At 35.4% G+C, this 26,988-nt stretch carries 27 protein-coding genes; 5 read left to right on the top strand and 22 right to left on the bottom strand.

Going from position 1 to position 26,988, the window contains the following annotated elements; translation table 11 throughout:
- Positions 1-44 precede the first annotated feature (44 nt).
- Positions 45-740, top strand: a complete 696-nt coding sequence (locus ACO052_RS11125) for a LytR/AlgR family response regulator transcription factor (RefSeq protein WP_076620930.1) — start codon at positions 45-47, stop codon at positions 738-740.
- A gap of 277 nt (positions 741-1,017) precedes the next feature.
- Here ACO052_RS11125 and priA read toward each other — a convergent pair whose 3' ends face one another.
- From priA to nadC, 20 genes are all read right to left on the bottom strand, one after another.
- A complete protein-coding gene (priA, locus tag ACO052_RS11120; RefSeq protein WP_422108063.1) occupies positions 1,018-3,471 on the bottom strand; it encodes a replication restart helicase PriA in 2,454 nt (817 codons plus the stop codon).
- A 15-nt stretch (positions 3,472-3,486) separates the two neighbouring features.
- Entirely contained in the window at positions 3,487-4,182 is a 696-nt protein-coding gene (locus ACO052_RS11115; protein ID WP_422103825.1) for a hypothetical protein, read from the bottom strand.
- 81 nt (positions 4,183-4,263) lie between these two features.
- Positions 4,264-4,680 (bottom strand): DUF2147 domain-containing protein, encoded by a 417-nt coding sequence (locus tag ACO052_RS11110; RefSeq protein WP_422103824.1) that lies wholly within the window; start codon positions 4,678-4,680, stop codon positions 4,264-4,266.
- Between the two features lie 89 nt (positions 4,681-4,769).
- Positions 4,770-5,918 carry a T9SS type A sorting domain-containing protein gene (locus ACO052_RS11105; RefSeq protein ID WP_422103823.1) on the bottom strand — a complete coding sequence of 383 codons (1,149 nt, stop codon included), beginning with the start codon at positions 5,916-5,918 and terminating at the stop codon, positions 4,770-4,772.
- A 13-nt stretch (positions 5,919-5,931) separates the two neighbouring features.
- Positions 5,932-7,062 carry a T9SS type A sorting domain-containing protein gene (locus ACO052_RS11100; RefSeq protein ID WP_422103822.1) on the bottom strand — a complete coding sequence of 377 codons (1,131 nt, stop codon included), beginning with the start codon at positions 7,060-7,062 and terminating at the stop codon, positions 5,932-5,934.
- Positions 7,063-7,171: 109 nt separating this feature from the next.
- Entirely contained in the window at positions 7,172-8,005 is an 834-nt protein-coding gene (locus tag ACO052_RS11095; protein WP_422103821.1) for a hypothetical protein, read from the bottom strand.
- 77 nt (positions 8,006-8,082) lie between these two features.
- Positions 8,083-9,207, bottom strand: a complete 1,125-nt coding sequence (locus ACO052_RS11090) for a hypothetical protein (RefSeq protein WP_422103820.1) — start codon at positions 9,205-9,207, stop codon at positions 8,083-8,085.
- A 2-nt stretch (positions 9,208-9,209) separates the two neighbouring features.
- Entirely contained in the window at positions 9,210-9,767 is a 558-nt protein-coding gene (locus ACO052_RS11085; RefSeq protein ID WP_422103819.1) for an RNA polymerase sigma factor, read from the bottom strand.
- On the bottom strand, positions 9,764-10,636 hold the full coding sequence (locus tag ACO052_RS11080) for a hypothetical protein (protein ID WP_422103818.1): 873 nt from the start codon (positions 10,634-10,636) through the stop codon (positions 9,764-9,766). The genes ACO052_RS11085 and ACO052_RS11080 overlap by 4 nt, the downstream gene beginning before the upstream one ends.
- 8 nt (positions 10,637-10,644) lie before the next feature.
- A complete protein-coding gene (locus tag ACO052_RS11075) occupies positions 10,645-12,990 on the bottom strand; it encodes an FHA domain-containing protein (protein ID WP_422103817.1) in 2,346 nt (781 codons plus the stop codon).
- 2 nt (positions 12,991-12,992) lie between these two features.
- Positions 12,993-13,826 carry a M48 family metallopeptidase gene (locus ACO052_RS11070; RefSeq protein ID WP_422103815.1) on the bottom strand — a complete coding sequence of 278 codons (834 nt, stop codon included), beginning with the start codon at positions 13,824-13,826 and terminating at the stop codon, positions 12,993-12,995.
- Between the two features lie 95 nt (positions 13,827-13,921).
- Positions 13,922-14,887: a hypothetical protein gene (locus ACO052_RS11065; RefSeq protein WP_422103814.1), complete on the bottom strand. Its 966-nt coding sequence runs from the start codon at positions 14,885-14,887 to the stop codon at positions 13,922-13,924.
- A gap of 10 nt (positions 14,888-14,897) precedes the next feature.
- Complete coding sequence (locus tag ACO052_RS11060) at positions 14,898-15,836, bottom strand: DUF6175 family protein (RefSeq protein WP_422103812.1); 939 nt, start codon at positions 15,834-15,836, stop codon at positions 14,898-14,900.
- Entirely contained in the window at positions 15,833-16,294 is a 462-nt protein-coding gene (locus tag ACO052_RS11055) for a hypothetical protein (RefSeq protein WP_422103811.1), read from the bottom strand. The genes ACO052_RS11060 and ACO052_RS11055 overlap by 4 nt, the downstream gene beginning before the upstream one ends.
- Before the next feature lies 1 nt (position 16,295).
- Complete coding sequence (locus ACO052_RS11050) at positions 16,296-17,114, bottom strand: CsgG/HfaB family protein (protein WP_422103810.1); 819 nt, start codon at positions 17,112-17,114, stop codon at positions 16,296-16,298.
- Between the two features lie 22 nt (positions 17,115-17,136).
- Positions 17,137-17,445: a PP2C family protein-serine/threonine phosphatase gene (locus tag ACO052_RS11045; protein WP_422103809.1), complete on the bottom strand. Its 309-nt coding sequence runs from the start codon at positions 17,443-17,445 to the stop codon at positions 17,137-17,139.
- Between the two features lie 36 nt (positions 17,446-17,481).
- Positions 17,482-17,916: a PP2C family protein-serine/threonine phosphatase gene (locus ACO052_RS11040; protein WP_422103808.1), complete on the bottom strand. Its 435-nt coding sequence runs from the start codon at positions 17,914-17,916 to the stop codon at positions 17,482-17,484.
- A complete protein-coding gene (locus tag ACO052_RS11035) occupies positions 17,909-19,810 on the bottom strand; it encodes a WG repeat-containing protein (protein ID WP_422103806.1) in 1,902 nt (633 codons plus the stop codon). Before ACO052_RS11035 ends, ACO052_RS11040 begins: the two co-directional genes overlap by 8 nt.
- A 439-nt stretch (positions 19,811-20,249) precedes the next feature.
- A complete protein-coding gene (locus ACO052_RS11030) occupies positions 20,250-21,185 on the bottom strand; it encodes a YihY/virulence factor BrkB family protein (protein ID WP_422103805.1) in 936 nt (311 codons plus the stop codon).
- Position 21,186: 1 nt separating this feature from the next.
- On the bottom strand, positions 21,187-22,044 hold the full coding sequence (gene nadC, locus ACO052_RS11025) for a carboxylating nicotinate-nucleotide diphosphorylase (protein ID WP_422103804.1): 858 nt from the start codon (positions 22,042-22,044) through the stop codon (positions 21,187-21,189).
- A gap of 103 nt (positions 22,045-22,147) precedes the next feature.
- Between nadC and ACO052_RS11020 the strand changes: the two genes are divergently transcribed.
- Genes ACO052_RS11020 through ACO052_RS11010 form a run of 3 tightly spaced genes read left to right on the top strand, consistent with a single transcriptional unit; the run spans position 22,148 to position 24,206 of the window.
- Positions 22,148-22,609: a DoxX family membrane protein gene (locus ACO052_RS11020; RefSeq protein WP_422103802.1), complete on the top strand. Its 462-nt coding sequence runs from the start codon at positions 22,148-22,150 to the stop codon at positions 22,607-22,609.
- Between the two features lie 18 nt (positions 22,610-22,627).
- The gene (gene rlmH / locus ACO052_RS11015) at positions 22,628-23,101 is read left to right on the top strand and encodes a 23S rRNA (pseudouridine(1915)-N(3))-methyltransferase RlmH (protein ID WP_422103801.1); all 474 of its coding nucleotides are present in this window, start codon (positions 22,628-22,630) and stop codon (positions 23,099-23,101) included.
- Between the two features lies 1 nt (position 23,102).
- Complete coding sequence (locus ACO052_RS11010) at positions 23,103-24,206, top strand: adenylate/guanylate cyclase domain-containing protein (RefSeq protein WP_422103799.1); 1,104 nt, start codon at positions 23,103-23,105, stop codon at positions 24,204-24,206.
- A 94-nt stretch (positions 24,207-24,300) separates the two neighbouring features.
- Here the strand turns inward: ACO052_RS11010 and ACO052_RS11005 are convergent, their stop codons facing one another.
- On the bottom strand, positions 24,301-24,600 hold the full coding sequence (locus ACO052_RS11005; RefSeq protein WP_422103798.1) for an HPF/RaiA family ribosome-associated protein: 300 nt from the start codon (positions 24,598-24,600) through the stop codon (positions 24,301-24,303).
- Positions 24,601-24,754: 154 nt separating this feature from the next.
- Between ACO052_RS11005 and ACO052_RS11000 the strand changes: the two genes are divergently transcribed.
- A complete protein-coding gene (locus ACO052_RS11000) occupies positions 24,755-25,141 on the top strand; it encodes a thiol-disulfide oxidoreductase DCC family protein (RefSeq protein ID WP_422103797.1) in 387 nt (128 codons plus the stop codon).
- A gap of 7 nt (positions 25,142-25,148) precedes the next feature.
- On the opposite strand, the gene ACO052_RS10995 is transcribed toward ACO052_RS11000, so the two are convergent.
- Positions 25,149-26,945: a glycoside hydrolase family 2 TIM barrel-domain containing protein gene (locus ACO052_RS10995; RefSeq protein ID WP_422103796.1), complete on the bottom strand. Its 1,797-nt coding sequence runs from the start codon at positions 26,943-26,945 to the stop codon at positions 25,149-25,151.
- Positions 26,946-26,988: the final 43 nt, after the last annotated feature.

The raw sequence follows: 26,988 nt of genomic DNA, 5'->3' as shown, positions 1-26,988 counted from the left end.
ATTGTACTATTGTCGATATCTTAACCTAATAAAATAGTAATGTTATGACTTTAAACTGTGTAGTTGTTGATGATTCCGCGATTCAACGTCTCTCTATAGTTAAGTTAATTGAGAACCACTCTTCGCTTAACCTTATTGCAGAATACAGCAGTGCGTTAGAAACAAAAAACGGTCTTAATACACATAAAGTAGATCTTATCTTTTTAGATATAGAGATGCCTGTATTAAACGGTTTTGAGCTCTTGGATGTACTCAACAACAAACCCCAAATTATTTTTGTTACAGGTAAAACGGAATATGCTTTTAAAGCATTTAATTACGACGCTACCGACTATCTTCAAAAACCAATTACCAAAGAACGTTTTAATACTGCCGTAGAAAAAGCTATTGAGCAGCACAAATTAAAGCTAGATTTCAACGAAACCGATGGAGAACACATCTTTGTTAAGAGTAACCTTAAAAAACGTAAAGTTTATATTAAGGATATTAAATGGATTGAAGCTTTAGGCGATTATGTAAAAGTTGTAACGGAAGAAAATAGCCTTGTCGTATTATCTACGATGAAAGCTTTTGAAAAAGAATTACCTGAAGGCAAGTTTTTGAGAATTCACAAATCCTACATTGTGAATTTAGATAAAATAGATCGCTTTAACAGTAAAAATGTTGAAGTTGGTGCTTATGAAATCCCCCTAAGTCGAAATAAAAAGACCCAACTTGTAGATGCTTTAAACAATATGTAAAAAATTACAATTTTTAGAATATCTCTTTGCCTTTTGGCAAACAAAAAAATCCCAACATAGTTTTGGGATTTTTTTGTTTTACACCCCTAATGAGCTACGCTCGGTATCTTCAATTAAAGCTATTACTTTAATTTCGATAATCCTCGAGGGGACAATTAAGCTCGATATACTTAAAAGATAGCCTTAAAAACCTGGGTTTCTCAATAGTTCATGTTCTCGATTACTTCAGTATTGGGTTTAAAGTTTTGTCCCCTTGAGGGGACCTTAGGGGTGTTTTTCAGTAATTATCCACATTAATAATAACCCGAACAGCCCTAAAGTCTTTTATGGCATTAAAGCTATTATCAATCCTTTTTATCGCCGCTTTGGTTTGGACCAAAGACTGCTGCGGAGGAATTTTTACCAAAATGTTTTTATTGTACAAGTTACGAATGCGCGATATTGGCGGAAACTCCGGTCCGAGAATGTTCGATTTAAATACTTGACGCAGCGATTTGGCATACCAATCGGCTGCTAAATTCACGCGATTATAATCTTTATGCTTAAACGTAAGCTTTATCAACCTATAAATTGGTGGATACTTATAATTATACCTATCGTTCAGTTGCTCGGTATACATCTCATTATAGGCATTTGTAGAAACTTGCTGTAAGATATTGTGATGCGGATTATAGCTCTGGATTAATACCTTGCCCCTCACATCGGTTCGTCCTGCCCGTCCCGATACCTGCGTCATGAGTTGGTAACTACGCTCATGGGCCCTAAAATCAGGGAAGTTCAACAAATTATCGGCATTCATAATACCAACAAGTTTTACATGCCTAAAATCGAGACCTTTAGTTAGCATTTGGGTGCCTACCAAAATATCGATGTCACGTTGTTCAAAACTGGTGATGATTTTTTCAAAGGCGTGCTTACCTCTCGTCGTATCCAAATCCATACGAGCTACCTTCTGATCTGGAAACAATGCCTTTACCTCCCCCTCTATTTGTTCCGTACCAAAACCTTTAGTGTCTAAAGTCGCATTACCACAAGCTTCGCAACTTTTGGGCATTACCGTATGATATCCACAATAATGGCAACGCAGTTGGTCTCTATACTGGTGATACGTTAAACTGACATCGCAATTGGGACATTGCGGAGAATGCCCACAGCTTTTACATTCTACAATCGGTGAAAAACCGCGCCTGTTTTGAAATAAAATAATCTGAAAGCCTTGGTCCAAGGTTTCTGTCATTTCTTCGATTAGCCGATCCGAAAAATGGCCCTTCATCCTCTTGCGCCTGTACTTATCTGCTAAATCTACCAACTCTATATCTGGCATTAAAACATTATTGTAACGCTTGGTGAGTTCTACCAAGCCGTACTTGCCTTGATTAGCATTGAAATAGCTCTCTAAACTTGGGGTTGCCGACCCTAAAAGTGCCTCAGCTTTATGCATACTAGCTAGTACTATAGCAGCATCTCTAGCATGGTAACGCGGCGCAGGATCGAATTGTTTATAAGATTGCTCGTGTTCTTCATCTACTATAATGAGTCCTAAATTGGAAAATGGCAGTAACAAAGCCGATCGAGCACCTATAATTAATTGTGCTTTTTCTGAATTGGCCAATAAATTATGCCAAACCTCAACACGTTCATTACCTGAATACCTACTGTGAAATACGGCTACCTTCTCCCCAAAATACCCTTGCATACGTTGCACTAGCTGTGTTGTTAGAGCGATTTCTGGCAATAAATAAAGAACTTGTTTCCCAGCTTCAAGCTGTTCTTCAATAAGCTTGACATAAATTTCAGTTTTTCCAGAAGAGGTCACTCCGTGCAATAAGACCACGGATTTAGTATTAAAGGCCGTTTTTATACCATTAAAGGCCTCTTTCTGTGTTTCGTTTAAGATTTTAGACGCTATAGGTGCTTCTCCTTCAAACTGAATGCGATCGGTCTGTATATGATAGTCTTCAAGAATCCCTTTATCTATTAAGGCCTTGATGATTGCAGAAGTAGCGCCACTTTGTTTTATCAATTCCGACACTTTGATGGGTCGATGTTCTGAAGCTCTTAAATGGAATAGGGCTAAAATAACCTCACGTTGTTTTGGTGCACGGCTCAGAATTTCTAATAATTCCTGGAGCTTGTCTTCGGATTTATAATGCCCATGAAGCCTTATATAGCGTACCAACTTGGGCTTGTACTTTTCGTATAGCTCCTCTTGTAGCTGTAGCACCCCTTTCTCAACCAGACCATTAACCACAGGTAAAATGCGCTTCTTATCCAAAATAGCAACGATATCTTGAATCTTTAAGGATGATTGATAGTGCAATGCTTCATAAATTAAGAACTCATCATCTTTTAATTCAGAATCCTTAATGGTTACAGCTTCATTTCTTGAAATGAGGGTTTCACTTTCTAGAATAAAAGCATTAGGCATCGCTGCACGCATCACTTCCCCCAAAGTGCACATATAATAATGGGCTATCCATTCCCAATGCTTTAGCTGTAATGCTGTTACAACCGGGGATTCATCTAATATTTGATGTATGGTTTTAGGTTCATAGGCCGTTGGCGGATTATTATGGACGTTGTAGGCCAGAGCCGTATAGATCTTGCGCTTCCCAAAAGGTACAGCGACGCGCATCCCTGTTTTAAGGAATTGGGCTTCGGCTTCAGTAATATGATAGGTAAAAGCCTTCTGAAGCGGAATAGGCAATATAACATCTAAAAAATGGGTCAGCTTAATAAAATGGTTTTATGTCTCTATATAGTATTGACAATATTTTTCAAACTTAATAATGTCTTCCTTATTTACTAACTTTTGAGAAATAATAAATAAATTCTCATCTTTAATTTCTATTTCTAGGCCAGAGAATTGAGCAATTTTCCGAATAAGTATTCCAACCTTAGATACGTTATAAGACTTTTTAAAGGTATAACATTCATAGTTGTTAATTTCTATGTCGTCATCCATTCGAATTTTATCAAAAAATGCCTCGACTTTTGTCTTTTCCCTGAAGTAATAATGCCCATTTATATCAAAAATTTTTAGCCACATCAATACCCTATACTCATATTTAACATATGGAGTTAAGATAAATCCTTCGTTGAATTTGAAAATATTATTGTAACTCCAATCCCCATACTGTGAGAGTATTTTTCCCGATTCTAAGACATCTATCTCATCATCTGATAAGGGTTCTGTTTTCAAAAATTGTTTACTTGATCGTAACAAATTGAGCGCTCTTTCTTCTATTTTTTGTTCTTCGAAAGCAAACTTTCTAATATCCTCCTCTGGCATTTCCCAAAATTCGTCTTCATTCACTTCCCATTCTCCAGATTCAGCTTGTTCTAAGGTAATTTTTGAATTTGTAACAGGGTCGAAAATATAGGCCTCTTCGAGACTTGCGCGCATTTTCTCTTCCTCTTCGCGCTCAGATTTAGTTTTCATTTTCGTGGACAAATAAACCAATAGTACTACAACGGCAATGAAAAATAATATGACTAAAACTCCTTCAATCATTTAAATCCGCTATAGTCTAACCCAATATTGTGTTTTATAGAAGAACGCCACATAACCTCTAACTTGTAGCGTATCCTTATCTTCACCTATTTTCAATCTACATTTGTATTCTTTTCCGTTTTCTGGATTGAGAATTGTGCCTCCGTCATACACATCATCGTCTTTTTCTAATCCTTCAATAATAACCATATCTAAAATAGGTTGATTCTTTTTGTTACCCTTACATTTACTGCAAACCGCTTTTTTCTTCTCCGTCAATATCTCAACAATCTTACCGTAAATCTTGCCATCGTCCTCATAGATTTCAACAACAGATTTTTCTTTTCCGGTTTCGTCGTCAACGGTTTTCCATTTACCAAGAATACTTTGACTAAAACCACTTGCAACTGTTATCAGGACCAAGAGTAGGCTAAACGTATATTTCATGAGATTTGTTTTTATTTTCAAAAATAAGATGTTTTAAACAAAAAAACCATCCCGGTTTCGAGATGGCTGGTAACACCTAAAACTAATAGTTATTGTTTTACAATCTTAAACGTTGTCTTCTCCGTCGCCGTTTGAAGAACCAAAATGTAGGTGCCTGCTTCGAGATGCCCCAAATCCAAGGATCTTAAATTTGCTGATGTTTTAAATACGGTTTTGCCTGTTAGATCAAAAACTTCCATCAATTGAAAAACTATAGGCTCGGAAACTTTCAGGTTAATAGTATTTGCAAAAGGGTTTGGAAATATTTCAAACTCTATTTTGTCATCTTTTTCAATAGATAGTGTTTGACAATTGGGAAAGGTTTGAAAATTGCGACTAGCATTAAACCAAACACCACTTATATTCACCTCTAGTAAGATTTCAGTAGGTTGTCCCAACAAATTATTGGTATAAGATGTTCTTTGTGAAGCCTCATAGGACATTGATGTAGCGTTCCAGTTACTTAGCAAAAGTTCAGTTATCGAATCATTTGAATCATATGTGAAATTATTAATTGCTAATGGTGCCCACTCCGTACCTGACCAGCTTTCGCTTAGTAACTCAGAAACCAAATCGCTTCCATTATAGGTATAAGTAGCTCTAATAGAATTGACCCAACCTGAAGTATTTGTATCATAATCCTCATCTAAAATCGTATCCACTAAACCATTTGGAAAATATGTGTATGTTTTACGAAGAACATTAACAAACATATCATTATCAGTATCCCATTCTAATGTAGTTACGACAGCGACTTGACTCTGAGAGTTATGCGTATAATCATCTCTAGATGCATTGATCCAAGTTGACGATGATAAATCCCAAATTTGCGTTAACTCTGAGACTATCTCATTGTTTGTAATAGTAGTTATAGTCTGTTCTTCGTTTATCCAAGCAGAAGTGGCAACATCCCATACTTCTACCAAACTAGTGACAGGATTAGAATTGGTATCATATACCTGTGTATCTCTTCTTAGATTATTATAAGAATTGGATGAATCGTCATACTGCTCAAAAAGCGCAACCGTGGGTAAGCAGTTTGCATTAAACGTAATTGTTGTAAAAAAGGCTGAATCCCATGAAAATCCATTCCATATTTCCGTATCAATAGTTTCAGGTGTATCCGTAGGCAAAACCTGAGCATAGATTGACAGTTGAATTGATACGAATGCTAAACATATAAGGGTAAAATTCTTCATAGTTTTAATTTATTTATTGTTTTACAATTTTAAACGTTGTCTTTTCTTTCTCTGTTTGAAGACTTAAAATGTAAGTACCTGCTTCGAGATGCCTTAAATCTAACTGTCTTAGGTTCTCAGAAGAGTGAAATACTTCTTTCCCTGTTATATCATATATTACTATAGACTGAAGTTCTATTTGCTGTGTAATATCTAATTTGAGCGTTTCTTTAAATGGATTCGGATAAACCCTTAAATCTTGCGAATCAAACTCATTTGAAGATAACGTTTCAAGACAATCTGGATATACTCTTTCCTCTCTATTAAAGCTTATCCAAGCACCCCCGATCCATGACTGGTAAAGAATGGTCTGTGGATATTCACCAGAGTAGTTGCTATAAGTCCATCTGCCATTTGGCATGTAGCTAAAACTGTTTGAGTCCCAGACATTCATCTGCCATTGCAACACTTGGTTTTCGGAATTATAAGTATATACCTGTTCCGAACTTTCAATCCATTGGTTTACGCTCCATGTTTCTGATGTAATGGCCTCGATATCATTATTTGCGTTGTAGAAGCGAGTAGACCTTCCTAAATTCAGCCAAACTCCGGCTACAACATCCCATTCGTACTCAATTTCTTCAATGGGCAAACCGTTTTGATAGGTGTATACAGTTCTATTAGAGTTAATATATGAGCTATTATCATCGCCTATATTCTGCCCGATATTCTCAATCAAACCACCTTCTGCATTGAGGGACAATAGAGTTCTTCCATTTGGCACCCATTGGTCGATTATCCAATCATAGCTTAATACTTCAACATTCTGATTATTGTTGCTGTAATTTGAAGTGACCAAAAGCAGATTTTCCCAGGTCATAGCCATAGAATTCCAGGTTTCAGTCAAAAATTCTAATACTAAATCATCTTCGTTATACTGCCAAGTCAACCTTGCGGATAATTGACCTGATGAAGCTTCTTGAATGCCCAAAATGGGAAGGCAATTTGAATTAAAGGTATAATCTATCGATATAAACGGATCCCAAGATGAACCATTCCAAGAATCTAGTTCCTGGTACTCTGGAATCGGCGGATAGTACTGAGCGTAAGATCCTATTGCACAACTAAAAGTTAATATTAAAATAAGTGTTTTGGTCAGTTTCATCGGTAATACAGTTTCGGATTAATTAATAGCTTAAGATTGCTTTTCCCTCTAGTTTTAGGAAGGCTAGAACTTTTGATTCAATGTTATATTGATACCAAATTTTAAATGACTATTGGCTATTACAATTTAGATCAATGTAGTAATCGCCATCGGCATCAATTTCCATCTCGTATTTTCTCATTTTATAGAGTTTACCATCTATGTATCGAGAGTCATCACCCGACCACTTATGTGTATTATAAGGTGTATATGCATATACGTAAACGATACTATTTTCAGTAGACAACTTTATGCCATTAGAGGACAGATATGTCTTCTCATTACCATCAATATGGTACCATGATTTTGTGGTCCAATCTTTGCCGTTATAGCGATATCTAAGTGCCAATTTGATATCGGATCCACAAGCATTTTTAAAATAGATGTTTCTGTAGGACGCCTTTGAATTAAGTGTCCAGTTAAAATCATCCAGGAAGTTTTCAGTTGTATACTTTCCTTTTATTAATCGGATAGTAGTTTGTGCAGCAGCTGTCCCATCATCATCTACGCTAATAATACTGTAATTACCATTTTCATGAATTGAGATGTAGAAATTATCTGCATTATAAGACGGATGTGCTGTTGATGTACCAGGATAAACAGGGTTATGACCGTTTAGTTTCATCCCGTATAGAGTTTTCTCAACTTTCATTGATTGCTCAACCATTCGTGTTCGGCCATCTCTATAATATCTGACTCTCATTTTGCCATAGCCACCATCATAAACAACTAGTGCGCCTCTATACTGGGTGAAACCCACTTTAAACTTTACTTCAAATACTTCTTGGGCCTGAACATTAGAATAGGACAATAGAAACAGAACCAGAATTCCAATAAGTTTTGCTATTTGCGGATAGGTGTAGGTTACATTAAATGGGGAGGGAGTTTTGATTTTGAGTGACATGTTTTTTGGTTTTAATTGTTACTTACAATTGTTTATACCCAAAAAACAGAAACGTCACTTTTTTTTGTTGATTTTTTTTAATTTATCAGGAAAACATCCTTGATAAAAGCATCTCTTTCCCTAAAAAGCCTCGTGTTTTTGCTTTTTAATATGTCTGACTGCATAATGCTTGTTGGTGAGTTTTGATTCGCATTTAATTCATATAAAGCATTACCCAACATTAGGAAATAATAGATGCTGCCTTCTTTATCCAATAAAAACAAAGTTGCTTTTGATTGATCTATATTTCCGGTTAAGGTTAATTCATTTATGTCTTTATTAAATGCATATGATATATTAGAATTATCGACCTTCAAGGCTACTTCAATATTAGAATAAGGTATCGAAGACTCAACGATACTTTCTATTTTAATGTTTATCTGTTCGTCTGATTTTATTCCTGCACTGTAGGTTTTATTACTTTCAATGAAATCGCTTCTCGAAGCTTTCTGTTCAATTTCATAGTACTTATTCTTGTATTTCAATACATAAGCTCCATCCGGTTTTTTAAGTACTTGTAATTGTAAAGCCGCTATAAGTGGATCACCAAATATAGAGAGGGTTTTACCGTTAAAGGTATACTGTAACTGCTGTGGATAGGTGATTTTTCTAATTCGTTCTTTGCTCAATTTTTCCACACCACCTATAGACAATTGTGAATTATCTTTAAAAAAGGTATCATTATTTTTTGGTTTTTGGGGCATGATTTCTTTCTTGGTGTCATTCTCTTCTACCAATACTTCTTTACTAGATTCAAAAATGGAGTCTTTAGGCTTTTTTTCCTGGACTGTATCGGTTTCTACTACTTTTGGGCCATCAATTACGGCGTTGGGACCTTGATTATAATAATTGAAAATAAAATACCCCCCCAATACAATGGTCGCAGCAACGCTAAGTCGCATGATCAGCTTAATTACCTTTCCTTTTTGGGGAACATGTTGATCCTCATTTTTGTATTCTTCGGCATATTTACCCAGCCTTTCCTTTAATGCATCTTCACCTTCCTTTTTAATGCCTGCATAAATTATCCTATACAGCTCAACCTCCTTCACAAAATCTGGATCGCTTAATAATTGTGTATTAAACATCTCCAATTCCTCTTGGCTAAGGGTTTGGTTAAGATACTTATCTATTAGATCTATATGTTTTGATGTTTCGTCCATAATTAGCTTAGCTGTTGGATAATCCTATTATCCATACCGCCTCTTAAACGTTTAAGACACCTTAGTTTTTGCTGTCTTACAGAATGTGCGTTTTTATAATTATACTTTTGAGCTATATCTTTCATACTCATTTGTAGATAAATTGAGGCCTCCAATAAAGATTTACAAGGTTCACCTAGCTCCTTTAAGGCCTTAACAATATAACTCAAGAGTCCTTCATTAGAACTTTCGTCCCTAGACTCTGTCTGTTCGCCTTTTTCATACTTTATAAAGTCACTCGTTGTTTGCACTTTGCTTTTTCTTCTATTTAACTGGTTTAACCATTGCCTTTGACATATTGAAAACAAATATGTACTTATCTTCGATTTTTGCTGATAATTTCCGGACATTACGTTTTTGTAAAAAACGATAATCGCATCCTGAAAAAGATCTTTTGCATCGGCTTCATTACCATTATTTTTAATTACATATGCTGTTATCTTATTCTGATATTGGTATAGGTATTTCAATCCACTTTCATCTCCTGTCTTTAGTCTTTCAATGATTTCTTTATCCTTCATTCAAATATTTTGGTTAGCGTTTTTATGTCGAATTTAAGTGCGTCCTGTATGGGTACTTCAAATTTATACCCATTCACTAAAATAACCGCTTTACCTAACATATCAAATTCTATTTCCTGTTTTGTAAACCAAGACGGCTTTGCTTTCTTTAAAACGTTTAGATTATTTACAACAATCGAAACAGGAATTGTATTGGATGTATTAGCTTTTAAATTAAAACGCTCTCCCAATTGCCATTTTGCAATCTCTGTTGAAGAATTATAAAAATTAAGGTCGATTTCCTTTAACACATAGTCAAAAGGGAAATTGTTATTTGCTTGAATATTAATCTTGAAATTAGACTGATTCAACGACGGTATCTTATCGATAGTCATGCCTTTAATTTTAAAATTTCCACCGTTTTTAATTCTATTTCTAATTTCTGATTGTACAATATCATTTACCTTTAAATAAACGATCTCATTCCCTTTTATGGAAAACGTCTTTAGTATGGTCTCGATCTTACTATTGCTCTCAACGTCGAACCTAGAGGAATCAAGACTCAGAAGCTTCGGGTAAAATTCACTAAGACGTTTTATATTGACTTTAAAATTTAATGGGATTTGAATCGTGTCTTTCGGAGATAATAAAATCTCTTGATTTAAAAAGCCCTCACCTACTTCAGTATTTTGATAATAAATCTTCAGTTCCGATTCCTTTAATTTTGATTTTATGGTATTTGGATTGTAAACCACATAATTCATTTTTATAGACATCATAGAATCCCTGACACTTTCAACTTTGAGATCTTTGACAGAAATAAACGTTGGTTTTTTGCCACAAGACGTCAATAAAATTACGATGACGAAATATATAATGAAGTTTTTCATGATTAATCTTAGAGGCTATCTTTTCGTTTTAGAGAATAGTATATCAAAGCATAAACGATTAGACTCAGACATGCTATCACCAACAAGTTGGCCAAAAAACTATTGAACATAGAACCGATTAAATTTCCTTCATCTATGAGTTTTTCGTTATATAAATCCAAGCTGGTCAATGCCTTTACCGAAGTGCAGTTACAACCATCGCTTATCTGACCATTACTTAATGCTGGATTCATAGAAACCAAGACGCTTCCTCCGTTATCAACTCCTTCAAACGCTTTATCCTGGATTCTAGAAAAACCCTCGGTTCCCCATCTCCCGAGTGTCGTAAAACTCAGTATTTCCACTAGAACATTATCAATTTTTGTCATAACTCCTGCCAGCATAATTTGAGGCATTAAGGTAATTGGTACAACAGTCATTACTTTTTCCGTAGACGTAAAGTATGCAGATAATAGCAGCCCTATTAATGTTGCAGCAAATGCTATATAAAACATAAATAATAGGCTTGAGACATATGGTTTTAGATAAACATGTTCAAACTCAGTAACCGGATTCATCTTAAAATTCAAATAAATGATACTAACAAAAACCAGGGTTTGTACCAGAGCAACTATGGATAGTACGATACACTTAGATATTATATAGGCATTAATCTTAAGATTAAACATCCGTTCTCTCTTGTATACGTTTATTTCGCCCACAATTTCTTTGGCGGCATTACTTACACCAAACCAAATCGCTGATATCGTCATTAGAAATAAGACACCTATTCTAAATTGATTAAATACTAAGCATACAAGACCTGCAATGATAAGAGGTTGCGCCAATAATAAAATCAAGTTTTGCTTATCGCTCATTTTGATTTTAAAATATCTTACGCACATCCAATACAATTGGGCAAAGAACGAATCAGCTTTGTCTTTTTTAAGTTCTATAGGACCTGATGGCGCCTTGGAAAGTCCTTCAATTGGCTTTTTGTAATGCGTAACCACTTCCTCTGGATCACTCATTTTACTGTAAACTTCTACAATATTATCGACGTGAAAATTAGATACTAAACGTTCTGCAGCTCCTTTGTATGTTAAATGTCCCTGAACCCCAAGAAAGACGACTTCGTCAACATAATTAAGATCTTCGGGTTTGTGCGTAACCATAATAATGGTTGTGCCTTCGGATGTTAAGGACTTCAAACTTTTTAGAAAACTTTCTATAGTCTCTGGGTCTAGTGGTGAAGTGGGTTCATCTAGAAAAAGAATTGTAGGTTCGGTCAATAATTCTACGGCTATTGATATTCGCTTGCGTTGCCCACCTGAAAGATCTCCAACTTTAATGTCGCGAATGTCCTTTTTCTCGTCTTGTTCTAGATTGAGGTTTTTTATAACTTTAGATATCCTACTATTTATTTCGTCATCACTGGTATCATCTGGCAACCTCAGTTTCGCAGCATAATACAAGGTTTTATAAACGGTTAACTCCCTATGGATAATGTCATCTTGGGGAACGTAACCTATTTTCTTTTTAATTAAATTAAAGTTCTTATTGAGTGACAATCCATGTATAAACACTTCACCTGCTGTTGCTGGGTTTTCGCCATTAAGACATTTCAAAAGTGTACTCTTTCCACAACCTGATGGACCCATAAGCGCAATAAAGGACGATGTATTAATATTTACCGATAAAGGTTGTAGTCCAACTTTTCCATTGGGATAAACTTTTTCAATAGCCATTGCGGAAATGGAATGTTTCTCTTTTTTAAGATCTTTTAGCCCTTCTAAAAGATTGATGGAATAAAAGGAGATTGTGATAATATCATTATCATCAAACTTTGTTTTATGCTTTATAGGATCGCCATTAAGATATGTTTTGTTTTTGGACCCTAAATCCTCTATAAAATATTGATCGTTTTCATAACTTATTCTAGCATGCAATCTAGATACGGTAGGATCATCAATTACAATATCATTGCTTGGTAACCTCCCTATATTAAGGACTTTACCGTTCCTTATTTTTTCCTTAAGGTTTGAGTCTTCTTTTTGTGTCTTTTGATTAGAGATTCTAGCATCTCCACCCTTAATTTTTAAAGTTTTAGAGGCTATTTTAATAGAGTCATTAGGATCGATTTCTATAAAAACATCCGAATCTATTCTTTGTCCATTAACGGAAATTCCGTTTAAGCTATTGGTATCCTTAATAAGAACTTTTGTTCCGTCAAAAATCAGAATACCGTGTTTTCTAGAAGCAGAAGAATCATCAATTTCGATCATGGCGTTATGGCCTATCCGACCTATGGTATATTCTTCGTTCGGGTTCAGAAGAATCTCTCTATCTTCAAATAAAATAATCTTTGCTTGCATAACTAGTCAGCAATATAGGTCTCTAAACAATTTATTCTATCCTCAGAAAAAGGGTGGGTAGATGATACTTTTTTTAAAATTGTCTTATCATCATATTTCTCCATCTTTTTAAAAAAATCTGCAAATTTACTGGAATCGTAACCCGCCTTATGGGCCAAAATAGCGCCATGTTTATCCGCCTCATATTCATCTATTTGATCAAAAGGGGCTGTATACTTAGTATTTAAACCTACAACTACATCCCTAATGGTATTAAGGTTCATTTCATCTAAAAGATTTGAGGTGAGTAATAATTTGATAATTTTTCTTTGTGTATGTAAATTAATATCATGGGCAATCTCATGTGCTATTATAAATGCCAACTCGTCATAACTGTCTACGAAGTCTATTAAGCCACTTGTTAGGTAAATATAGCCACCGTAAGTTGTATAGGCATTTACAACCTCAGAATCCAATATTTTTAGTTTAAACTCCTTCTTATGTTCAGGGTCCAACTGCTCCGTCAGTTTTTTAACCACATTTGCAATTTCGTCCTTTGCCCAATGATCATCTAAAACTGTATTCGTTTCTATAATTTGTTGATAAACCTCTTCACCAACTTTATCAGTATCAAAATTATTAAATTGAATTGCTGCATCTAAAGACTTATTCTCTAGTGTCTTCATAATGTACAATGGCCCATCTAAAACATGCCCACAGCCATTAAATTCTCCAATATCATCTAAACTCATTTTATACTCTTTAATCATATCTTCGAGATTGAAATCACCTATTTCTTGTCCGAAACCATCCAATGCTATCAGCATCAGGAAAAGGCTAATAATACTATATTTCATTTTTCTCTTTTTTACTTGTTAAACAACCAACAATCGAAATAAAACAGGCACTAAGTTGCTCTAGTTAAAGTACAACTCTAGTGTTGCCATGACTACTAATTATTGTCCATCATAAACTTTTCATGTCTACTTCTGTACTGAGAGACAGCAACTGCTTTAACTCTTTTTGCTCTGCGTTTCTCAGCAATTGTTTCTGCTTTAGCCGTCTTAACCTTTGCAGTTGAAGATGTCGCAGTAACACCACCACCAGCTGCAATTTGCTCATTTTTCCCTGAAGATGTGGTTTTACTTATACCTCCACCTATTTCAAGGCTTAATTGTTTTGCTTCTTCATAGCAAGTAGATTCCTGTTCGATATCTTCCAAAACTTCCAATGCATCTTTGTTTTTGTTGTTTTTTATAGCATTTTTTGCTTTGATAATATTGTCTTCGCAAGTGGCATTCATATAACCTAAATAAGCTTCATTTAGTTTATCCTGAATTTTTGTGTAGCAACTATTCCCAGTGCTTTTAGGAACAGCATATAAAAGTGCTATGGCTTCCTTATAGCGCTCTTGTTTTATGAGTTCATTGGCTTCGGAATCGATTTGGACGCAATTTGACTCATAGTAATTCATAATATCTTTTTTTGTTTTAGACAAGAAAGCTTCGACCTCGTCCCCAGAGGTGTTTATTTTAGAAATACTCTTATCGATTGCTTTTCGTTTTGATGGTCCTTGGGCTTGAATAGTTTGTGTTAGAGAACCATAAATCCTACCGGTTTGTATTTCCTTCACGAACAAACTGAATTCTATGTCTAAAACCGTGAGATTCTGTAATCCTTCGACTAAGGTTTCATTGTAGATTTCATATTTAGGAAAAAGTACAAAATAACTATCGCCTGCTATACCATGGTTAGTGACCATAGTATATAATTTTCTTTCTATCTTTTGCTTTTGAGCAGTATTCAACTCTTCCATGCCACTATTGGTTAAAATAACGGACAGGTTTATAGTGTTTTCTTGAGAGAGCCCTTTTACAGATATTCCAAGAACTAATAATATGGTTAATATATTTTTCATAATAGTTGTATTATTTAATTTTCACAAAAATCGACCCCGTACTACTTGTAAGGGTGGCGGACAGGTCATCTAGTCGAATAAAAAATCGATCTAGCTTGCGTTCGATATCAGTTGTAGATTGTCTTTTTCCAGTATTAGGGTCGCACTTCGAAAATCGAAAGTCTTCAACTATGACTTTATTTTCAGTAGACATTGCTATCTTATATCCGTCTCTAAGCGCATTTTCTCCCAACCAATCTTCAATGACATATCTAAGTCTGTCTTTCTTAGATTCTACGATATAATTCATGTCTTTATCAGAATCCTTATCAATACTAAAATCTATTGTTAGGGATTGCCCGCCTGAGGAAATTTTGGCCCAGTCGTTCATCATATCATTCAAAAACTCATCCGCACATGGTACATCATTATCAGTTTTAAATTTAAGCGCATTATTTGCTAGTGCACCTAAATCGGGTGTGTACCTTGCATTTGATTCACAAATCATACTTCCCATATTTTTACCCGTCGCAGTAACGTTCGCCTCTAACACTATTCTTACTTGATTTTTCACTCGGTCTCCGACTCTCTGCTCTATGGGCATAAAATCGAGCTCCATAACGATATCCGCTGGTATATTTTTTAACAAAGCATCTTTTACCTCACTCTTAGTTTGGGTATCCGTAATAACGCCTGCTCTAATCAAAGCTTTTAACTTGGTTTCAAAGTCATAGGTCTGATAATCATGATTTTCGTTGAGATATGTCGTTACTCTTGAAATACCCACACGAATTTCTGGTCTTTCATCTATAATGGTTCTTAAATCTTCTCCTGCATTTGTTCTAGGTAAAACCATGATACTAGGTTGTATGACATTTAAATCTTCATCGCATTGCGCAAATACACCATGTGTTTTTAGTATAAATAAGGTGATGAATGTTATGGTTATTATGGTTCTTAGCTGTTTCATATTCCAAATTTTTGTGTTAGGTTATTACTTTGAAGATCTTTCTTTAAGGCTCTCATGTTTATAGTGAGATTGACGGTTGCCGTTACACCAGGTCCTTTTTTATCGATAAAATCCGTGGAATTGGTAATAAATGTTTGCATTCTGCCATTATAAAACTCATTTAAATACCCTTTATGCTTTTTATAGGACTCGCTTTCATTAAGACCAATCAATGGTTTATTATAAGGTGAGTTAGGTACGCCTCTAAAGAACAGATTTTGAAATGCGAGTTTTTGTGCTTTATATATGGCCTCTTCTTTGTCTGATCCTGAATCAACGCTACTAAGCGTTAAAGTTTCATAATCGTTGTTTGATATATATTTTACTCTTGCGGATGTAAATTCTGCTTCCTTTGAGCTTCCACAATTCGATAATACCAGAAAGCTCATTAATAAAAGTATGTAGCTAATAGTTTTCATCTTATTTTAATTTGCATATTAATTTATCGCCGTTGTTAAAGGCTTCTTTTAATTCATCTTCGCCCTTAACGACTCTGGCGAGTGATAATTTAGTCCCTTGTACTTCTACCACCTTTAACTGACTAATTTGTTGCTCTCTTTTTATTTTATCACCATCCACTACAATTTCTGATACTTTATAAACTACGAAGCGATAATTCTTTTTGGTACCACTGTCACTACCCGTATTAATTAGCGCCTCGGTTTTACCTTTATTTTCTTCAATAGTGACTATGGATACTTTCTCGGGTAAAAATTTATTGATGAAGTTTTTAAGAATTTTCTTTTCTTTAGCTTTTAAAGCACTTGAAAAGGCCTCAGATTTAGTAACCCCACCAGGATTTGGATCTAAAATCCCAGTTTTAAATTCCTCGCTGTTTATAACTTCGGACGTTTCAACATCAAGCACCTCTAAAATGAGGGTAAAAATGGGACGATATAATTCACCAGCAATGACCTTGTACTCAACACTTACGAGCCTTCCATTGATGATGTATTCTGCTCCTAAAATTCGCCCTTGACGGACTACTTCAGCATTAATGGATGTAAGCTCACTTTGAATTCCTTGTTCAATATCTATTATACCTAAACTCTCCCTATCTACTATAGTAAATCGATTAGTTTGTACTAACAAAGTTTTCACTTTTTGAAATGCCAGCTCGGCTTCGATATAATCTTCCTCAGGGTTCGAAGCTTTAAATGACAGCATGGCTATTGTGGGTTTATCTTGTGCAAAAACCTTGAATGCAATCAATAAAATTATAAATGTTACTTTTTTCATGTTCAATGGATTTAAAATTATCTTAGTAGTTATTGTTTCTAATTTTTAGAAGATACATAGAGTAATTATCTCTTGTATTCTTATAAGCATGCGTTTCTATTTTGTTCTTTATGTCTCCTGGGCTCGAATCTTTATCAAACCACATATTAATCTTCTGGTGATTTAAATTTTCTAAAATGCCGTCTGTACATAGTAAGAAAAAATCATTTGGAAGCACATCGTTTATTTCTTTGTAATCTAATCTTGCTGGACGAGATGCTCCAGAAACTGCCCTAGTAATCACATTTCGTCTTGGGTGATTCTCAGCTTCTAACTGGGTAATCTCACCCATATCAATCAAACTTTGAACTTCTGAATGATCTTTTGTTTAAAATAGGATTTCCCCATTCCTAATATGGTAAATGCGGCTATCTCCTATCCATATTAAATAAGCCGCTTTATAATCTGTAGAAAAATACAGTAGCGTTAATGTGGTCGCCATTTTAAATGCTTCTACATTCTCCTTTGTATGGTCTTCCATTTTTTCTTCTACATACTTCAAACCCGACTCAAAATAGGCTTTGGATACATGATCTTTATCGTATTGATTAATATATTCGGCAAATTTCTCACAAACCAATGCTGAAGCTATTTCTCCTTTGCTTCGACCTCCAACACCATCACATACTATAAACAGTCTATCATGTAATGACGGGTTTTTAGGATATATAGAATCTTCATTATTCTCGCGTTGCCCTATTTCATTTAGGTAAACTGGTGCGTACATATAATTGTTAGAAATTTCCATAATATTATTATTCATCGGTTTTAGAGAAGGTATCTGCATAATCATAAGTTAAAGGAATTACGATCTCATTATCTTTATTAATGAAGCCTTCCTTTCCATTTAAACGAACTACCGAAAGTCCATTTGAAAATCCGGATGCACCTTCATACTTATTTGAAATTACAAAATCACCCTTCTTGTCAATGAAACCCCATTTTCCATCTAATAAAACAGGCTCAAGTCCTTGAGAGTATCCCCAAGTATTATCAAAACTTGGTTTAATCACCACGTTACCTTTTTTATTAATAAAACCCCACTTACCTTTAATATTAACCGCTGCTAAACCATCTGAAAAGGACAAAGCAACATCATACTGAAATGGAATTAGCAACTGTCCATTTTTATCTATAAATCCTTCCTTATTATTTTTTCTTACGGCCGCTAATCCTTCAGAAAATGAATATGCTGCATCGTAAGGTCCTGGAATGAGGGTTTCGTTATTGGTGTTTATATAGCTCCATTTACCCGCCTTATTTACTGGTGCTAGACCTTGAGAAAATGTTTTAGCATTATCATATTGTGATTCAATCTTAACGTCTCCATTTTTATTTATAAAACCCCACTTATCGCTAATCTTTACGGGCGCAAGTCCTTCGCTAAATGGCAATGCGTTATCATACTTCATTGGTATAATTTCTTCTCCACTAGCATCTATAAAACCCCATTTACTTCCGGATTTCACCAATCCCAAACCATCAGAAAAGGCCCATGCTGCGTTATATTTTGCTGTAATAGTTCTGTTACCATCCCTGTCTAAGTAGCCAAACTTTTTATTAAATTGAATAACTGCTAACTCTGATGGAACTTCATTACTTTTATAAAAGTAGAACCCAACTACGACAAGTAAAAGCACTAAAGCTGATATTATGACTGGGATAATTATCTTCCTTTTATTTTCAGATTTCTTCGTTTGACCCTTCGTGCGTATATCTATAGTCTTTTCTCCATAACTAGTTTTAAGCTCTCGAATGTCAATAGTTTTCTCTGCTTCGAACGTAGATGTAGCTCCAATTTTTTGTAGTAGACTTGCAGCTTTCTTTGGTCTATTTTCAGCCTTTTTTTGTAAACAACATTTAATAAGCTCTTTATAGCGATCGGGAATCGGATCGAGATTAGGCTCTTCCATGGTTATGGCATCCCTAACAAGTTCAAAATCATTTATCCCATGACAAAACGGAAGATTTCCTGTTAGCATTCCATATATTATTACACCAATACCCCAAATATCTGTTTGTTCATTGACTTCACCATTAGCACCAAACTTTTTCTTGTAAAACTGTTCTGGAGCCATATAGTGTGGCGTACCAACACCTTCAGTGACTGACTGTTCTATATTATCTGTATTAACCGTATCTCTACTTATTCCAAAATCGGTAATTTTCGCAACTGGTTCACCTCTTCTATTTCTCGAAACCAATATATTGCCTGGTTTTAGATCCCTATGGATGGTTCCTTCTTTATGAAGATAAGCGACACCTTCGATTATTTGTATCATTAAATCTTCAACAATATCTGGAGATCCATTATGCTTCAAAAACTGCAAGAGCGTCCCTTCACTGGCATACTCCATAATAATTACGGGGTAATTTGATGCTCTGCCGAGACTGTCTTTATGTGTGATATAATCCAACCCATAAAAACTTATGATGTTCGTATGAGACAGACCATCGATTTTTCGAAACTCTTTTTCAAGCGTGTACTTGCTACCCATACTATTTCCAGATGTCCCTTTTGAAATGCCTTCTTTATATATTTTTAAGGCTACAAATCTATTTTCGTTGTTGGTATCTTTAGCTTTGAATACCTCGGCAAATGCTCCCTCAGCAATTAAGTCTGTTTCAGGATCCCATTCGTATTGGTTTAGTTTCATTGGTCAATTAAATGCTTAAGTTCAAAAAATGATGAATAAATTCAATATATTCAACACCGTTCTAAAATAATGTAATTTTTTACTATTCAATGACTTACACCCAACGTTTCTTTTAGTTTTCTACGAACTACAATAAAATCAGATAAAGAATTAGTACTTATCATTGTGATTTTAAATTAAGTTCTGCATTTCGGTTCTGAGCGTTCATTTTGTATTTATAACAGCAATTATAAAAACGTCACTCTTTTAAATGTTAAAATTTAAAATCTATATCTGAAATAGTCTACAGCTATTTCATTGTCTGTTCTTATATTAGTGCATAAAAACAATTAAAATACTAAGTAATAGATGGGGCAACAGACATAAATACATAAGAACAATTCCATCACATAGTACAGAATTTCAGTATCTATTAAATAGATAATTGTAGCAGATGTGGTTATTTTCTAGGATACTTCCTCAAATACTGCAATGAAGCATTTAACTCATATCCCAAAAGTAAAATATTAGAGTTCAACCATAGATATAGCAGTAATATCAATAGGGCACCTATTGAACCATATAATTTATTATACTGCGAAAAATTATCTATATATATACCAAACAAGTAGGACGTTAACATAATGAGCAGCGTGGTTAGAAGTGCGCCTATGGACAAAAATCTGCCATGTCGCCCTTCCTTAGTACCAAAATAGTATAAGGTTGCCGTCGCGAGATACACCATAATGACAAAGAATACATATTTAACCACCGACATCCATTGTTGTCCAGTGGCCTCTTCGGTCTCTAAAGCGTCATTTAGTGGCGTAATGATATAGATTTGCGTATATCCAAAAACGGCAACGGTTAATAATACTAAAATCGCTAAAATTAAAGCTACCCCCAGAGCATACATGTACTGCTGAAAAACATTACGTGTTAATTGCTCGTGATATGAGTTCTCAAAGCCTGAAAATACGGCATTCACACCATTAGCCATGAGCAGCATCGACAATAGGAACACAGATGACAATAAACCTGCTCCAGAACCTCCGCTGATATTCTCAAAAATATTTGCAAAAAAGAAATCCGATGTTTGGGGAGGCAAAATTGAATTTAGAAACTCTAAAAATTCCGTTTGAAAATCATCTATGGGAATGTATGGTATTAAGATGATCACAAATAACAAAAACGGAAAGATAGCGGTAAAAAAACTAAAAGCTATGGCACTGGCCCTAGTGGTCAAAGCACCCTTAACAATACCCAAAATATACAATTCCAGCAGATCATAAATGGATAAGCCTTCAAAACCTGGCAGTCGTATTTGCTTAAAAAAGCGAACTACCAAATTGAGAACAGGAATTTTATCGAGTTTGTCTTCGATGGCCTTGGTCATCCTATACGGCTTTTAAGCTCAAATCCATATTATAGACTGAATGTGTTAAGGCACCTGAAGAAATATAGTCTACGCCACACTCAGCATAATGACGCACTGTATTTTCATTGATGCCTCCCGAAGATTCCGTTAAGCATTGCTCCCCAATTAATGCTACGGCTTTACGCGTATCTTCATAATTAAAATTGTCAATTAAAATACGATATACACCCCCACAATCTAAAATTTCTTTTATCTCATCTAAGTTTCTAGCCTCAACAATAATCTTAAGGTCCCGATGGGTAGCCTCCAGATATTTTTTGGTCATATTAATGGCCTTTGCTACACCACCGGCAAAATCAATATGATTGTCCTTTAACATGATCATATCATACAGGGCAAATCTATGATTTTCTCCACCTCCAATTTTCACAGCCCATTTTTCCAATGCCCTAATGCCTGGTGTTGTTTTACGGGTGTCTAAAATCTTGGTACCTGTACCTTCTAGCAAATCTACAAATGTTTTGGTCTTTGTAGCAATGGCGCTCATACGCTGCATGGCGTTCAATACCAGCCGTTCGGCTTTTAGTATGGATTGAGAAGCCCCTTCCACATAGAAGGCTATATCACCATATTTTACGGCCGCGCCATCTTCAATTAAGACCTCAACAGTCATCTTTGCATCCACATAAGCAAACACCTGTTTCGCAAATTCAACACCGGCAATAATACCATCATCCTTGACCAAGAGCTTTGCCTTACCCATGGCTGTAGCCGGTATACAAGCCAATGAGCTGTGGTCTCCATCACCCACATCCTCACGTATGGCATTGGCTATAATTAACGCTATTTCCTTATCGAATTGTTCCTTTGAAATCATGTAAAGTCTTATTTGCTGTAAAAATAGGGATTGATTTCTGATTAAGAAATTAGAACTGTTACAAGTTCTGTTTTGATTCGTCGTAAAGTAAACCAATCTATAGATGTCGCCTTTTGAAAAACTTCACAGTAAAATTTACGGTAAAAAGGTATATCTCATTTTCACATGGTTCACACGTATATTGTTAGCCCTAGCTTTTTTACCTTCAGGCTATACTAAACTTGTAGGCAATAGATTTACAACTATTAGTGTTGAAAACCCAATAGGTTTCTTCTTCGAGGCATTGTATCAAACAGGTTGGTATTGGAATTTTCTTGGCATATATCAACTATTAGTAGCATTTCTACTATTAATACCAAGAACGACGTTCTTTGCTTCCCTACTCTATCTTCCCGTCATTATAAATATTTTCTTTATTGTAAGCTCAATGCAATTCAAGGGTACACCAATAGTAACAGGCCTTATGTTATTGGGGAATATTTATTTAATACTTTGGGATTACAAGAAACTGAAGAAAATTATATTCACAGTTTTTGAAAAATCCAAAATTGCTACTTCTAACTAAGATTGTACATTTGTCTCTATGACTATAAAACTCATTGCCATAGGTAAAACCGATAACAAACAGCTTCAAGCTCTTATTGAAGATTATCAAAAGCGCCTAAGCCATTATATACGGTTTGAGTTTGATATTATTCCCGATATAAAAAATGTAAAACACCTTTCCGAGGCACAACAAAAGGAAAAGGAAGGTGAACTTATCCTTTCTAAAACTCAAAAATCGGATGTACTCATTCTACTCGATGAACATGGGAAGCAAATGGATTCTGTTGTCTTTTCGGGCTATTTACAAAAACATATGAACTCTGGAATCAAAACACTAATTTTTGTTATTGGTGGGCCTTACGGCTTTTCTGAAGCCATATATAATAGAGCCAACGGTAAGCTAGGGCTCTCTAAAATGACTTTTTCACACCAAATGGTACGCCTATTTTTTATAGAACAATTATACAGAGGGTTTACTATTTTGAGGAACGAACCTTACCACCACCGCTAATATGTTTTCAGCGAAATTCACTAGACGTCTTAATCGATACACCCCTTTTGCAGTGCTTTGGTGCATATTTGGAGTTACATACACCATAGTAGAATACGGTATTTTAGGGAATAGTGCTATATACCCCGCAACAGGAAACCAATACAGTTTTTCTCGTAATTTGGGATATGTCTTTCCTGCCACGCTGCTCATGGGACTATTACAGGGCTATATCGAAATGGTATGGCTCAAAAAACGATTCCAAAAGTCCGCATTAGGATTAAAGATTGTTACAAAGACCATCATTTATACTTTCTTAATCATAATATTTCTTATTGTACTGACCGTATTAAACAGTATGAGCACCTTTAACGAAGGGCCTTTTGGCGAACATGTTATGGATGAGTTTATGAACTTTTTCAGTGTTTTTGCCTTTTGGAGTATCGTCTATTACACAGGACTTGGTGTGTTTTTTGCTTTACTGTTTTCTGAAATTATAGATTATTTGGGTCATGAAGTATTTTACAATCTTTTATTTGGAAAATATCACAAACCTAAAGAAGAGCTAAGAATTTTTATGTTTTTAGACATGAAATCATCGACCACTATAGCAGAAAAGATTGGTCATAAAGACTACTTTAAACTCATTAGCGCCTATTATTCTGATATGACCAACGCCATTATTGAAAGTTATGGCGAAATCTATCAATATGTTGGAGACGAAATTGTCATCTCCTGGAAAGCGGATAAAGGGGTAGAAAACAATAATTGCATTCAGTGTTTTTTTAAAATTGAAACGGCAATTCTCAAAAGAAAAGCGTTTTATTTAGCAACATTCGGTATTTTCCCCGAGTTTAAGGCAGGGCTGCATATGGGTTCTGTAACTACTGGTGAAATTGGTGTGCTAAAAAAGGACATTATCTATACAGGAGATGTCCTTAATACGGCAGCCAGAATCCAGGCCAAGTGCAATACCTATCATTCAAAATTCATTGTGTCTAAAGCCGTCAAGGAAGCATTAAATCCAAATGCGAATCTACAATTTAGCCATCTGGGCCAATTAAAGCTCAAAGGGAAGGAGAACCAAATAGAGCTCTACGACCTAAAGCAAAAAGTAACGACATAACAAAGGGTCCGTTACTTTTAATAACGAACCCTATCACCATGGATAAAAAATAACGAACCCTCTGGTATTATTAACGCCTAAGCGTTATTAACAACTAATAGGTTTTAAAAACCTCTTTTCTTTTCTTTAATTGACGCGTTAAATCATTGATGGTTTCATTAACCGCCATCTCGTATGTGGCTTCATTGGAAGTCGCATAGATACGTGGTCCGGGTAAACTCAACTCTATATTACAAATTTTACCTGCATCATGGTCTTTGTCATCGTGTTTAATATACACCTGAGCAGAAATCAAAAACTCAAATTTATTAGCTAATTTTTCTAATTTTTCTGTTGTAAATGCTGATAATGTATCACTTACATGCGTATTTACATATTGAAAATTTACCGTCATAATCTTACTTGTTTTAATTAATAATTCCTATATCTAATATACGACTTTTAGCCATGTATGAAGCTGACAATTATCATAAATAATCTCTAAAAATTCTTAGAACTTGAAAGTATTTCCCACCTCCAACGTCTACTATGCTATAAACTATCTAATCATGGAAAATCAAATCACTAAGGATATCATTATTTTTGACGGGGAGTGCAATCTTTGTAATGGTGTGGTCGGTTGGCTGTTGAAATTTGCGCCAGAAGATTTATTTCAATTTGTCGCTTTTCAGTCACTTTACGGTCAAGAGTTATTGACTAAACATGGTTTTCCTACACAGCAATTAGATACAGTGATTCTTATAGATGAACATGGAGTAAAGACCCATTCTGACGGTTTTCTCAAAATTATCTCTAAAATCCCCAAGTGGAAGCGCGTCGCTGCCTTATTGGCTTTTATTCCAAGAATGATTAGAGACTTCATTTATAAAACTGCTTCTAAAAATCGCGTAAAGTGGTTTGGGCAATCCAATAGCTGTACCATTGATTTTAGATAGCCTTTAACTACTCAAAAACAACATCATCAATATAAATCGTCTGTGGATAACCATAACTATTAGCAAATAGCACCAAACCTGAACGAATACAACTGAGATCAGCTTTCTTAAGTTTTATGGTATATTTTTGCCATTCTGAGCTTAGCGTAATCTCTTCGGCTTTTTTTGCCGTATCGGGATAAGGTTTATCAGTATCAATTAAACCAAAACCAAGTTTTACAACAACCCCACTAAATTTAGATTTCGCCCAAAAACTAAAGGTTTTAGCCCCAGAAATATTATAACCACCCAAAATATCCCCCCAATCATTAGCTGGGTCCATAAAGGCAATACCATACCAACCACTCTCTTCAGAATAATTAATTCTTATAGCGGTCTCACCAGAATGCACCTCTTTTTTCTCATTCAAATCAACACTTAAGGCCTTGTAATTGCCCATATAGCCTGAAGCGGAATAAGGTAAGTCATTATTGTCCTTATAAACATAAAACGGTAAATTCACTTTTGGCACCTTATACTTTACAGCTTTGGCATCCTTATCCTCTACCTTAATGGAGGTCGAGGCGATCCCTAAGTTGTCAAAACTATCTTTAGCATAGGCATAAACTTTAATAGCACCGTGCTCCTTGGGCAGTTCGATCTCAAAACCTTCGGATAAATTACCTCTGAAGTTTAATGGATTAATCTGATCGCGACGCTTCCTGCTGCCTTCGCGTTGATTATAATAAAAGCTAATATCTAAGGTCTCATTTTCAGCATCAGAAACTTTCAAATTCATAGGGATCCAGGTACCGCTATTATATGTTGCATCTGGTAAGCTAAATGCTTCAATATTCGGAACATTGTTGCTAGGCTTATTGCCTGTAAAGGCTTCTCTAATGGCCCAATATTGAGGTCGCTTTAAATTATTGACATGTGTGAAGAGCCACGGAGACATAAAATTGTTTAGACTGCGATAGTGAAACATATAAACGCCAAGACAAGAGGATTTGTTGGCGATCCAATTACGATAGCCACTGGCTATGGCATGGTATTTTTCCTTATCCAAGGGTTCTATTTTAACACCGTTTTTATCGGTTTGCACATCCCATTCACCTATAACTCCAAACTCGGTGATGATATAAGGCTTATCGATTTGTCGTTTTTCCAATTCCTCTTGAAGAAGGTTAGCGCCAGGCCCATAGCAGTTCAAACCATAAATATCAATGGAGGGCACATGTTTTTGCCACCAATCCATACCGAAGGTCCAAGCCTCTACAGAGGTAATCGGATGGTTGGGATCCAATTCCTTAATCTTACTGCAAATACGCTCTAATAGCTTGGAATAGGCCATTTTTTCTTCGTCAGTAGCGATATTCAAATATACTTCATTTCCAACGCCCCATGTCAATACGGCGGGATGATTCTTATAGGCCTCAACTTTGCTTATGGCATTGTTGTACATCTCTTCCATACCTTTAATATCGGTCAAATAATCAAAGCTGTCATCATCTTCCATACCTGGACGTCCATGCCGCATCCAAATGCCCATCATAACCTTCATACCATGTTTTTCGGCAGCATCTAACAATTGCGGGGCATGGTCTCCCGTTGCCCAAGTTCGTATTGTATTCACCCCTAAAAATTTCAAATCTTCAAAATACCTATCGTAATTCGCGACATCATTGTCATAACCAAAGGTTGCTCCTTTAATATCGAAGGGTTCTCCATCAATGTTTAGCGTCCAGTGACCCTCTATTTTTTCAACAGTTGTTTGGGAAAAAGAGAAAAGGGATAAGAAAATAAAGCAACAGAAGATGCGCATAGCTCAAAGTTTTTTATAAAGATACGGCAATTCGCCAAGACCT

This window comes from Winogradskyella sp., from assembly GCF_965228925.1.
Classification (GTDB): domain Bacteria; phylum Bacteroidota; class Bacteroidia; order Flavobacteriales; family Flavobacteriaceae; genus Winogradskyella.
The sequence above is the reverse complement of the archived record's forward strand: the minus strand, read 5'-3'. Positions and strand labels throughout refer to the sequence as shown.

Coding starts and splice junctions, on each gene's coding strand:
- ACO052_RS11060 (WP_422103812.1), bottom strand. CDS start 15,836: ATGAAACAGCTAAGAACCATAATAACCATAACATTCATCACCTTATTT.
- ACO052_RS11030 (WP_422103805.1), bottom strand. CDS start 21,185: ATGACCAAGGCCATCGAAGACAAACTCGATAAAATTCCTGTTCTCAAT.
- ACO052_RS11055 (WP_422103811.1), bottom strand. CDS start 16,294: ATGAAAACTATTAGCTACATACTTTTATTAATGAGCTTTCTGGTATTA.
- ACO052_RS11050 (WP_422103810.1), bottom strand. CDS start 17,114: ATGAAAAAAGTAACATTTATAATTTTATTGATTGCATTCAAGGTTTTT.
- ACO052_RS11110 (WP_422103824.1), bottom strand. CDS start 4,680: ATGAAATATACGTTTAGCCTACTCTTGGTCCTGATAACAGTTGCAAGT.
- ACO052_RS11000 (WP_422103797.1), top strand. CDS start 24,755: ATGGAAAATCAAATCACTAAGGATATCATTATTTTTGACGGGGAGTGC.
- nadC (WP_422103804.1), bottom strand. CDS start 22,044: ATGATTTCAAAGGAACAATTCGATAAGGAAATAGCGTTAATTATAGCC.
- ACO052_RS11085 (WP_422103819.1), bottom strand. CDS start 9,767: ATGAAGGATAAAGAAATCATTGAAAGACTAAAGACAGGAGATGAAAGT.
- ACO052_RS11090 (WP_422103820.1), bottom strand. CDS start 9,207: ATGGACGAAACATCAAAACATATAGATCTAATAGATAAGTATCTTAAC.
- ACO052_RS11020 (WP_422103802.1), top strand. CDS start 22,148: ATGTCGCCTTTTGAAAAACTTCACAGTAAAATTTACGGTAAAAAGGTA.
- ACO052_RS10995 (WP_422103796.1), bottom strand. CDS start 26,945: ATGCGCATCTTCTGTTGCTTTATTTTCTTATCCCTTTTCTCTTTTTCC.
- ACO052_RS11075 (WP_422103817.1), bottom strand. CDS start 12,990: ATGCAAGCAAAGATTATTTTATTTGAAGATAGAGAGATTCTTCTGAAC.
- ACO052_RS11070 (WP_422103815.1), bottom strand. CDS start 13,826: ATGAAATATAGTATTATTAGCCTTTTCCTGATGCTGATAGCATTGGAT.
- rlmH (WP_422103801.1), top strand. CDS start 22,628: ATGACTATAAAACTCATTGCCATAGGTAAAACCGATAACAAACAGCTT.
- ACO052_RS11045 (WP_422103809.1), bottom strand. CDS start 17,445: ATGGGTGAGATTACCCAGTTAGAAGCTGAGAATCACCCAAGACGAAAT.
- ACO052_RS11115 (WP_422103825.1), bottom strand. CDS start 4,182: ATGAAAACTAAATCTGAGCGCGAAGAGGAAGAGAAAATGCGCGCAAGT.
- ACO052_RS11040 (WP_422103808.1), bottom strand. CDS start 17,916: ATGAATAATAATATTATGGAAATTTCTAACAATTATATGTACGCACCA.
- ACO052_RS11125 (WP_076620930.1), top strand. CDS start 45: ATGACTTTAAACTGTGTAGTTGTTGATGATTCCGCGATTCAACGTCTC.
- ACO052_RS11105 (WP_422103823.1), bottom strand. CDS start 5,918: ATGAAGAATTTTACCCTTATATGTTTAGCATTCGTATCAATTCAACTG.
- ACO052_RS11080 (WP_422103818.1), bottom strand. CDS start 10,636: ATGAAAAACTTCATTATATATTTCGTCATCGTAATTTTATTGACGTCT.
- ACO052_RS11035 (WP_422103806.1), bottom strand. CDS start 19,810: ATGAAACTAAACCAATACGAATGGGATCCTGAAACAGACTTAATTGCT.
- ACO052_RS11100 (WP_422103822.1), bottom strand. CDS start 7,062: ATGAAACTGACCAAAACACTTATTTTAATATTAACTTTTAGTTGTGCA.
- ACO052_RS11095 (WP_422103821.1), bottom strand. CDS start 8,005: ATGTCACTCAAAATCAAAACTCCCTCCCCATTTAATGTAACCTACACC.
- ACO052_RS11010 (WP_422103799.1), top strand. CDS start 23,103: ATGTTTTCAGCGAAATTCACTAGACGTCTTAATCGATACACCCCTTTT.
- ACO052_RS11065 (WP_422103814.1), bottom strand. CDS start 14,887: ATGAAAAATATATTAACCATATTATTAGTTCTTGGAATATCTGTAAAA.
- ACO052_RS11005 (WP_422103798.1), bottom strand. CDS start 24,600: ATGACGGTAAATTTTCAATATGTAAATACGCATGTAAGTGATACATTA.